11 protein-coding genes are annotated in these 7,476 nt (G+C 69.5%); 9 read left to right on the forward strand and 2 right to left on the reverse strand.

Features of this window, described 5'->3' with window-relative positions; genetic code table 11:
- Positions 1–366, forward strand: a 366-nt coding sequence (locus BFF76_RS29575; protein ID WP_141695698.1) for an oligopeptide/dipeptide ABC transporter ATP-binding protein, incomplete at its 5' end; no start/stop codon positions are given.
- Positions 363–1,298, forward strand: coding sequence for a dihydrodipicolinate synthase family protein (locus BFF76_RS29580; RefSeq protein WP_053929299.1), 936 nt, complete (start codon positions 363–365; stop codon positions 1,296–1,298). The genes BFF76_RS29575 and BFF76_RS29580, both read left to right, overlap by 4 nt.
- 64 nt (positions 1,299–1,362) lie before the next feature.
- Here BFF76_RS29580 and BFF76_RS29585 read toward each other — a convergent pair whose 3' ends face one another.
- Positions 1,363–2,097 carry a chaplin gene (locus BFF76_RS29585; protein WP_065849454.1) on the reverse strand — a complete coding sequence of 245 codons (735 nt, stop codon included), beginning with the start codon at positions 2,095–2,097 and terminating at the stop codon, positions 1,363–1,365.
- A 275-nt stretch (positions 2,098–2,372) separates the two neighbouring features.
- On the opposite strand from BFF76_RS29585, the gene BFF76_RS29590 reads away from it, so the two are divergent.
- From BFF76_RS29590 to BFF76_RS29615, 6 genes are all read left to right on the forward strand, one after another.
- The gene (locus BFF76_RS29590) at positions 2,373–2,777 is read left to right on the forward strand and encodes a rodlin (RefSeq protein WP_031095345.1); all 405 of its coding nucleotides are present in this window, start codon (positions 2,373–2,375) and stop codon (positions 2,775–2,777) included.
- A gap of 220 nt (positions 2,778–2,997) precedes the next feature.
- Positions 2,998–3,231, forward strand: coding sequence for a chaplin (locus BFF76_RS29595; protein WP_031095343.1), 234 nt, complete (start codon positions 2,998–3,000; stop codon positions 3,229–3,231).
- A gap of 174 nt (positions 3,232–3,405) precedes the next feature.
- Positions 3,406–3,708 (forward strand): hypothetical protein, encoded by a 303-nt coding sequence (locus BFF76_RS29600; protein ID WP_065849455.1) that lies wholly within the window; start codon positions 3,406–3,408, stop codon positions 3,706–3,708.
- A gap of 187 nt (positions 3,709–3,895) precedes the next feature.
- The gene (locus tag BFF76_RS29605; protein ID WP_031095340.1) at positions 3,896–4,306 is read left to right on the forward strand and encodes a rodlin; all 411 of its coding nucleotides are present in this window, start codon (positions 3,896–3,898) and stop codon (positions 4,304–4,306) included.
- 271 nt (positions 4,307–4,577) lie between these two features.
- Positions 4,578–4,802 (forward strand): hypothetical protein, encoded by a 225-nt coding sequence (locus BFF76_RS29610; protein WP_065849456.1) that lies wholly within the window; start codon positions 4,578–4,580, stop codon positions 4,800–4,802.
- Positions 4,803–4,919: 117 nt separating this feature from the next.
- Entirely contained in the window at positions 4,920–5,327 is a 408-nt protein-coding gene (locus BFF76_RS29615; protein WP_065849457.1) for a rodlin, read from the forward strand.
- A gap of 151 nt (positions 5,328–5,478) precedes the next feature.
- Here BFF76_RS29615 and BFF76_RS29620 read toward each other — a convergent pair whose 3' ends face one another.
- Positions 5,479–5,979, reverse strand: a complete 501-nt coding sequence (locus BFF76_RS29620) for a DUF5949 family protein (protein WP_065849458.1) — start codon at positions 5,977–5,979, stop codon at positions 5,479–5,481.
- A 317-nt stretch (positions 5,980–6,296) separates the two neighbouring features.
- Here BFF76_RS29620 and rsgA point away from each other — a divergent pair, with 317 nt between their 5' ends.
- Positions 6,297–7,451 (forward strand): ribosome small subunit-dependent GTPase A, encoded by a 1,155-nt coding sequence (rsgA, locus tag BFF76_RS29625; RefSeq protein ID WP_031099824.1) that lies wholly within the window; start codon positions 6,297–6,299, stop codon positions 7,449–7,451.
- Positions 7,452–7,476 lie beyond the last annotated feature (25 nt).

Genomic DNA, 7,476 nt, shown 5'->3' on the forward strand with positions numbered 1-7,476 from the left:
GTGCGCTACCTCGCCGACCGCATCGCCGTCCTCTACCTCGGCCGCATCGTCGAGGAGGGCCGGGCAGCCGACGTTGCGGGGACCCCCAGCCACCCGTACACCGAGGCGCTGCTCTCCGCGACGCCCAGCCTGCTGGAGGCGACGGAACGCATCGTCCTCACCGGACCGGTGCCCTCCGCCACCAACCCCCCGCCCGGCTGCCCCTTCAGCACCCGCTGCTGGAAGGCCGACGCCGAGTGCTCCACGGCCTTCCCCGCGGAGACCTTCGGATCCGGCGAGCACCGCTGGCACTGCGTCCACCCCCAGACCCCCGCGTCCCCTTCCGTGGACCGGACCCCCGTACTGCCCGCAAGGAGCACCGCATGACCGCCCCCACCACCACCTACTCCGGAGTGATCCCGCCCGTCGTCACCCCGCTCACCGAGGACGGCGAGCTCGACCGGGACTCCCTGGAGCGGGTCGTCGGCCACCTCCTCGACGGTGGTGTCAGCGGCCTCTTCGCCCTCGGCAGCTCCGGCGAGACCGCGTACCTGACACCCGGTCAGCAGGACGAGGTCATCAAGGTGATCACCGCGGCGTCTGCGGGCCGGGTGCCGGTACTCGTCGGCGCCATCGAGACCACCACCAACCGGACCATCGAGCGGGCCCGTGCCGCGGCCGCACTCGGCGCCGACGCGGTCGTGGCCACCGCGCCCTTCTACACGCGCACCCATGCCACCGAGATCGACCGCCACTTCCGGGACATCGCCGCGGCCGTCGACCTGCCGCTCCTCGCGTACGACGTACCGGTCTGCGTGCACAGCAAGCTGGACCCCGAACTCCTGCTGCCGCTCGCGGCGGAAGGGGTGCTCGCGGGTGTGAAGGACTCCAGTGGGGACGACGGTTCCTTCCGCCGACTGGCCATCGGGGCGCGCGGCCTGCCGGGGTTCTCCGTCCTGACCGGCCACGAACTGGTGGTCGACGCGATGATGCTGGGCGGCGCCGACGGTTCCGTACCCGGCCTGGGCAACGTGGATCCGCACGGATACGTGCGGCTGCACGAGGCCGCTGTGCGTGGTGACTGGGCCGCCGCAAAGGCCGAACAGGACCGGCTCGTCGCGCTGTTCGACATCGTCACGGCCGCCGTACCCGGCACCGCCTCGGCGACGGCGGCGGGACTGGGCGCCTTCAAGACGGCGCTGATGCTGCGCGGCGTCATCACGACCAATGTGATGAGCCCGCCGATGCGCCGCCTGGACGCCGCGGAGACGACCGTGATCGCCGCGTACCTGGACCGGGCGGGCCTGTCCCGCGTCTGAGTCCGTTTCCCGCACACGAGGAAGGGCCGCCCCGCANNGGGCGGCCCTTCCTCGTCGTGCCGGACTAGTTGCGCGAACCGCGGGTGCGGCGCATGAGCACCGCCCCGCCCAGCAGCAGCGCGGCGCTCGCACCGGCGGCCATGCCGATCTCGCCCGCACCGGTCTGGGCAAGCTGCGTGTCGGGTGTGTTGGGGCCGGGGTTGCCGCCCGGCGGCTCCTGGGCCGGGGGCTCGGTGACCGGCGGCGCGACCGGGGGCTTCGAGGTGGGCGGCTGGACGGTCGGGGGCTCCACCACCGGCGGCTCGACCGGCGGGTGCTCGTGCTCGTAACCGCTCTCGTTGGCACAGGAGTTGCCGAAGGCGGGGTTGAGCGCACCGACGACATCGACGCTGTTGCCACAGGCGTTCACCGGGATGTGTACCGGGGCCTGGACCAGGTTGCCGGACAGGACGCCGGGCGAACCGACGGCCTTGCCGTCGGCGCTCGCACCGGAGCCCTTGTGGCCGTTCCCCTCGCCGTAGGCGTCATCGTGCCCGCCGCCGTGCTTGTCACCCGAGCTGACATTCGCGCAGGAGTTGCCGAAGGCCGGGTTCAGCAGGCCGATGACATTGACGGTGTTGCCACAGAGGTTGACGGGGACGTGCACCGGGACCTGTACGGCGTTGCCCGAGCCGACACCGGGCGAGTTCGCGGCGACACCGTCGGCCGAGGAGTCGGCGTGCGCATAACCGCCGGCGGCGGTCAGGATGCCCGACGCCGCCGCCATGACGATCATGCTTTTGTTCAGAACCTGTCGCATTATGTGCCCTTCTCCGGGAAATTCGCGTGGGCGGTGACCCTGATGGCGGTCATTCCATCGACGCGGACGACTTCATAACGACGCGAGGGCTGCGGGGGAAACTTGGAGATCAGTGGAAATTCTGTAACCACCCGAAAGGGTCACGTACGGGTGTTCGTCCCGCGGTGATGTCCGGGCATTCGGGTGAACGGAGCCGAGCGGGGGGAACCAAACGCCCGGCGGCGAGTTGATCAGGGGGCTCCGCTGCGGGGCACTCGGTACGAGAAGGGTTCATCGTGATCAAGAAGGTTCTGGCTACGGGTGCCGTAGCCGCCTCCATCCTCGGTCTCTCGGCGACCAGCGCCATGGCGATCGGTGACGACACGGGCACGACGTCGGTCAACGGCAACGGCGCCGAGTCCGAGTACGGCAACAGTGAGACCAAGGGTGACCAGAGCCCGCAGCTCAGCCTCGTGCAGGGTTCGCTGAACAAGCCCTGCATCGCCCTGCCGGTGAAGGCGAACGCCGGTGCGCTCTTCGGACTGCTGGCCGCTGTCGCGGTCCAGGACGTGAACGTCCTGTCCAACCCGCAGAACCAGCAGTGCACGGACAACTCCACCCAGGCCAAGGGCGACGAGCCGCTGTCGCACATCCTGTCGGACATTCCGGTTCTCTCCGGCAACGGTGCCGGCAACCGCTGACCAGGCCTCCACGACTGGGCCGGGCCGCCGACACTCCTCCATCGTGCGGCCCGGGCCTGCAGCATTCGGGCGGTTTCCCGGGAAACAGCTGTCATAGCGTTTCGATGCCGCCCGCACATTGTTAGGGATTGCAGTTCGGAGTCACGAGCGCATTTCGATAATCGCCCGTGCGGCACGAAAGACGTGTCCGTCCAGAACTCCGCTGCAGAAAGGGACGAAAGTGAAGTACACCAAGGTTGCCGCCGTTGCCGTCGGAACCCTCATGGCGCTGGGTGCCGCTGCCCCGGCCATGGCCGACTCCGGTGCCGATGCGGTCGCCGTCCACTCCCCGGGCGTGCTGTCGGGCAACGTCGTTCAGGTCCCGATCCACATCCCGGTGAACCTCTGCGGCAACACCGTCAACGTGATCGGTCTGCTCAACCCGGCGTTCGGCAACGTCTGCGTCAACCGCTGAGCGTTCACCCGCCGAGCTGACGGCTCGCCATGAGGAGGCCCTGGAGCACCACGGGTGCTCCAGGGCCTTTTGTCGTGCACCGGAAAATCCAGTCACTCGCAGTTTCCCCGTGCACCACTTGATCGTTGTCCCTGACAAAGGCGGCGGATGCCGCCGGAGAAGGGATTTGAGAAAGTGAAGTACGCGAAGACCGTCGCCCTCGTCGCAGGTTCCGTGGCAGCTGTCGGGGTCGCGGCTCCCGCCGTCGCCGCCACGGCCCCCACGGCACCCAGGATGAGCCTCACCACCGGCGTGAACGAGCTGACCTCCACCGCACCGCAGATCCCCGACCAGGTGGTGAACCCCGTGGTGGGTGCGGTCGGGCAGACGGCCGAGGCGGTCCACGAGGACGGCACGGTCGGCAAGTCGGCCGAGGCGGCCACCGATGTCGCCGAGGCGGCGGGCCCGCTGCTCGGCGGGCTCCCCCTGGGCGGCTGAATCCGTCGCGGGGCATCTGGCCGCCGCTTCACGCCGCGCCATTTCACCGGCCGGCCTCCGCGCATTGCGCGGCGATCCGGCCGGGGGAATCGTTCGGGTGAAATGGCGCAACCGAAACGGCCCGGGCGGAGTTGTTCAGATTGCTCCGGACAGGCGGGCAACAGAGAAATACCAGAAGGGCACGTTCATGATGAAGAAGATTCTGGCGTCCGCGGCAGTCGCCGCATCCGTCGCCGGTGTTTCCGCCGCTGCGGCCCCCTCGGCCATGGCGATCGGCAACGACACGGGCACGACGTCGGTCAACGGCAACGGTTCCGACCAGTACTACGGCAACAGCAGCACGCACGGTGACATGAGCCCGCAGATCGGCCTCATCCAGGGGTCGTTCAACAAGCCCTGCATCGCCCTGCCGGCCAAGGCCAACGTCGGCTCGCTCCTCGGGCTCGTCCCGATCTCGGTCCAGGACATCAACGTCCTGTCCTCCCCGCAGAACCAGCAGTGCACCGAGAACTCCACTCAGGCCAAGGGCGACGAGGCTCTCTCGCACATCCTGAATGACATCCCGGTGCTCTCGGGCAACGGCGCGGGCAACAACTGACCCTGCGTGACTCCGGCTTCCCCTGTGCCCGTTCCGGCCAGGGGGCACCGATTCCCGCCTTGTCGTAGTTCATGAAGACGCGTGGGGCCGTTCCCTCCGTGGCGCGACCGACCGATGGTCGGCCGGCCGGGGCGGACCGGCCCCATCAATCCGTCCGCGGCCGGTCCCGGATCCTTCCGGTCTGCACGTCGGGTAGCCCGATAGTGCGGGAATTGCTCCGTCTGCCGCAGTTCCGGCAGACGGAGCACGGGCGGCCGGGTAGGTGCGCCTCATGGACCCGTACGACAGTCATCATGCGTCCGGCCGTGACCGGTTGCCGGAGAGCTCCACGCCCATCTACGACCGGCTGCTCGCCGAATGGCGGGACGCCGCCCGGCCCGAGGCCGGCGCCAGCCGGGCGGACACGTCGTCAGGCCCTCCGGAGGCCAGCGGTTCCGTGTGGGGGCGTGCGAGAACCTTCGTCCCCGCCGCCCGGACGGAGGGGAGCGGCAGGTAGCGGCCACGTCGACCGGGAAACGGATCCAACTCGTTCGAGTGGTAGAGCGGAACCAAACCCTCCGTTTGTGGTTGATCAGTACGTTCCACAACGGGACGCTCCGAAAGGTGAAGCGTAATGAAGAAGATTCTGGCCGGCGCTGCTGTGGCTGTGTCCCTGATCGGTCTCTCCGCCGCTGCGGCCCCCTCGGCCATGGCGATCGGCGACGATCACGGCACCACCACGGTCAACGGAAACGGCGCCGAGTCCGAGTACGGCAACAGCGAGACCAAGGGCGACCAGAGCCCCCAGCTCAGCCTCGTCCAGGGCTCGCTGAACAAGCCCTGCATCGCCCTGCCGGTCAAGGCCAACGTCGGCTCGCTGATCGGTGCCATCCCGATCGCGGTCCAGGACGTCAACGTCCTGTCCAACCCGCAGAACCAGCAGTGCACGGACAACTCCACCCAGGCCAAGGGTGACGAGCCCCTGTCGCACATCCTGAGCGACATCCCGGTGCTCTCGGGCAACGGCGTCGGCAACAACTGACACCACCGAATGCGGGCGGCCCCGGGCGTACTGCCTGTGGACCGCCCGCATTCGGCTGGGAGGCCCAGACCTCCCGGCCGCACGCAGGGCGATGCCCACCACTCCACGGGGGTGGTGGGCATCGCCGTGCCGACGCTGACGCGGGAGCGGGTCAGCCCAGGCTGCGTACCGGCATCAGGCAGTGGGCGGAGGTCCTGATGACCTCCGGGTCGGTCACGAAGGACCGCAGCAGCTCCTCGCTGACCGGCTGCCCGGGGACGGCCGCCGGCCAGGGGCGTGTGGCGAACATCCCGTGCACCCTGCCCTCCGACCGTGCCGCGTCCAGCCACTCGCGCGGCATGGTGCACTGCGCTGTGAAGTGAGGCAGCGTCACGACTGCCTGGCCGGCCTGGACGAGCAGCTTCACGGGAAGGCTGGGCAGATCCGAGGCGTCCAGCGTCTCGCCGCCCACCCGCAGGCCGCTGCGCTCCAGGGCCGTGCGCGCCGCGCTCTCACCGGCCTCCGGCCCGTCCGCTCCGTCGCCGAGCGAATAGGTGAGCAGAAAGGCGGTCTCCCGCCCCGTTCCGGGATTCGACCCGCTCCAGCCGATCAGGATCTGTGTGCCCAACTGGGCAGGGGAATAGGGGGCGGTGGCGGCTTTGGGTGAGGTCATGTCCCGCACACTAACGGCCCGAGACCGGTCCTTGTGTACGCACATCACCTGATCGGGTACATCTCTTGCAAGTCTGACCAATCCGCCGTGTGTGCCTTGTTCCCCGAAAACCTGTTGACGGTCCGGGGCGCCGCGAGGCTAAGGTGTGCGCAGTTCGAGGAACCAGGAGGTGAGGACATTGATGACTGTCGTTGCGGTGGGCACTGCCCACGACCCGAAGTGCATCGTTCCCACCCCTGCGGCCGCCGGCTGACCTTCATGTCTCATCTCCGCGCCTGAACGCGCGGTGCCGGGGCCGCCCTTGTGAAGGGTTTCCCTTGTCTTTCGCCAGTTCCCACGCTTCTGCTCCGTCGCACCCGCTCGCCCCGTACGGCTGGGACGACGCATGGGCCGACACCTTCGCACCGTACGCCGAGCAGGGACTCCTGCCGGGGCGCGTGGTGCGGGTGGACCGCGGTCAGTGTGATGTGGTCACGCCGGACGGCGTCCTCAGGGCGGACACCGCCTTCGTGGTGCCACGTGACCCGATGCGGATCGTCTGCACGGGCGACTGGGTGGCCGTCGACCCTGACGGCGACCCGCAGTTCGTCCGTACGCTCCTGCCCCGCCGCACCGCCTTCGTGCGCTCCACGTCCTCGCAGCGCTCCGAGGGACAGGTGCTCGCCACCAACATCGATCACATCGTCATCTGTGTCTCCCTCGCCGTCGAGCTGGACCTCGGGCGGCTGGAACGGTTCCTGGCGCTGGCCATGTCCAGCACCGCGGGCGCCGCCCTGCTCGGCGACGGGGTCCGTTCCGCGGGCCACGAGGCGCACCCGGTCGTGCTGCTGACCAAGGCCGACCTCGTACCGGACGCCGCCACCCTGTCCCACCTCGTCGAGGACATCGAGCGCATCGCCCCCGGGGTGCAGGTGCTCCCGGTCAGCTCCGCCACGGGGGAGGGCGTCGATGTGTTCCGCGCGATCGCAGGCGGTGGTACGAGCGTTCTGCTCGGGACCTCCGGCGCCGGCAAGTCGACCCTCGCCAACGCGCTGCTCGGCGAGGACGTGATGCACGTGCAGGAGGCGCGGGAGGTGGACGGCAAGGGCCGGCACACCACCACGACGCGCAACCTGCTCGTGCTGCCGGGAGGCGGCGTCCTCATCGACACCCCGGGGCTGCGGGGGGTCGGTCTCTGGGACGCGGAGGCCGGTGTCGGCCAGGTCTTCTCGGAGATCGAGGACCTGGCGCGGCAGTGCCGCTTCCATGACTGCGCACACGAGTCCGAGCCCGGCTGTGCCGTGCTCGGCGCGATCGAGGACGGGTCGCTGTCCGAACGGCGTCTCGACAGCTACCGCAAGCTGCTCCGGGAGAACCACCGCATCGCGGCGAAGACGGACGCCCGGCTGCGCACCGAGACCCTGCGTGAGTGGAAGCGCAGGGGTGCGGAGGGCCGGGCCGCCCTGGAGATGAAGCGGGGCAGGACGCGTTGACGGCGAGGGCCGGGGTGTCCGGGCG

It is taken from the genome of Streptomyces mutomycini (assembly GCF_001700505.1).
Lineage (GTDB): Bacteria > Actinomycetota > Actinomycetes > Streptomycetales > Streptomycetaceae > Streptomyces > Streptomyces mutomycini.